Origin of the sequence: Methylobacterium sp. WL103, assembly GCF_008039885.1 — a bacterium.
In the GTDB taxonomy this organism is placed as follows: Bacteria; Pseudomonadota; Alphaproteobacteria; order Rhizobiales; family Beijerinckiaceae; genus Methylobacterium; species Methylobacterium cerastii.
Genome location: NZ_VRUX01000850.1, coordinates 1 through 1,425 on the forward strand (window position 1 = coordinate 1; position 1,425 = coordinate 1,425).

The 1,425-nt window shown below is 72.7% G+C and carries 2 protein-coding genes and 1 pseudogene; 1 reads left to right on the top strand and 2 read right to left on the bottom strand.

Annotated features, from left to right (window positions below; all coding sequences use genetic code 11):
- Positions 1–377: SDR family NAD(P)-dependent oxidoreductase (locus FV222_RS26045; RefSeq protein ID WP_147816018.1), on the top strand; the 377-nt coding region annotated here is incomplete at its 5' end.
- Positions 378–420: 43 nt separating this feature from the next.
- Here FV222_RS26045 and FV222_RS26050 read toward each other — a convergent pair.
- Together FV222_RS26050 and FV222_RS26055 are read right to left on the bottom strand one after the other, a co-directional pair.
- A complete protein-coding gene (locus tag FV222_RS26050; RefSeq protein WP_147816020.1) occupies positions 421–873 on the bottom strand; it encodes a RidA family protein in 453 nt (150 codons plus the stop codon).
- Positions 874–881: 8 nt separating this feature from the next.
- Positions 882–1,425: pseudogene (locus FV222_RS26055) on the bottom strand (DSD1 family PLP-dependent enzyme); the annotation flags it as partial.

A 1,425-nucleotide genomic window follows, 5' to 3' on the forward strand; every position in this document is an offset into this window, starting at 1 on the left:
CCTTCGGCGGCTTCCTGGTGGCGCAGGCCGCCGCCAAGCGGATGCTGCCCGCCCGCCACGGCGCCATCCTGCTTACCGGGGCCTCGGCGAGCGTGAAGGGATTCGCCGGCTCCTCGGCCTTCGCGATGGGCAAATTCGCCCTGCGCGGCCTGGCCCAGAGCCTCGCGCGCGAATTGCAGCCGCAGGGCATCCACGTCGCGCACTTCGTCATCGATGGCGCGATCCGGAATCCGGCCCGCGCGCCCGAGGCGCCGGACGCGCCCGACAGCCACCTCGACCCGGAGGCCATCGCCCGCAGCTACCGCGACGTGCTGCGCCAGGACCGCAGCGCCTGGACCCAGGAGCTGGAGCTGCGCCCCTGGGTCGAGCGGTACTGAGAGGCGATGGGTTCTGAGGGGGTGGCTCCGCGCGGACCGGTGATCAGGCCGGGTCGGGCCGGGCGGCGATCGCCTCGATCTCGACGAGGTAGCCGTGATGCAGGCCCGGCACCGGCACCACCGCGCGGGCGGGGCGGGCCTCGCCGAACGCCTCGGCATAGATCCGGTCGAAGGCCGGCCAGTTCTCGACTCCGACGAGGTAGGCGGTGACCTTGAGCACGCGCTCCGGCCCGCATCCGGCCTCGCCGAGGATGGCGAGCACGTTGGCGAGCGCCTGCCGCGCCTGCTCCTCGAACGGGCGATCGAAGGTGTGGCTGCCGTCGGGGCGAGGCCCGAGCTGGCCCGAGACGAAGACGAGGTCGCGCCACGCGGTGGCTTGCGCGTAATGGCCGGCGGGCTCCGGTACGGCCTTCGTCGCGATGCGTTCGATCGGATGCGTCTTGGCGATTGGATGCGTCTTGGCGATTGGATGCGTCTTGGCGATTGGATGCGTCATGGAAAAGGTCACCAGCCGGCGATGCGGGGCCACGTGGCCGAGACGCGCCCGGACGCGTCGAGCACGTGGTAGCAGGCGTGCTGCGCCGCCGTGGCGCAGGCATGGTTGGGCAGGATGCGCAGGCGTGCGCCCAAGGCAAGCTCCGGCAGCGCCGCCCTCGACCCGGGGCGGAGGGCGACGATGCCGTGCTCCTGGTTGGCGTCGCGCACGATCAGGTCCGGGTAGGGGCGCCCCGCGGGATCGCAGACGATGCCGTAGCCCTGGTCCACGGCCTGGCGCGCGGTGCCGCGGTCGCGCGACAGGGCCATCCATCCGGCATCCACGATGATCCAACCCTTGGCCGCCTGGTGGCCGATCACGGTGGCCAGCACCGACAGGGCGATGTCGTCGGCGCCGCAACTGCCGATTCCGGCCTGGAACAGGTCGCCGAACATGAACACGCCGGCCCGCACCTCGGTGACGCCGTCGAGATCCTTGGCGAACCGCGCGGTGGGCGTCGAGCCGACGCTGACCACGGGGCAGGGGAGGCCGGCCGCGCGCAGGTGCCCGGCC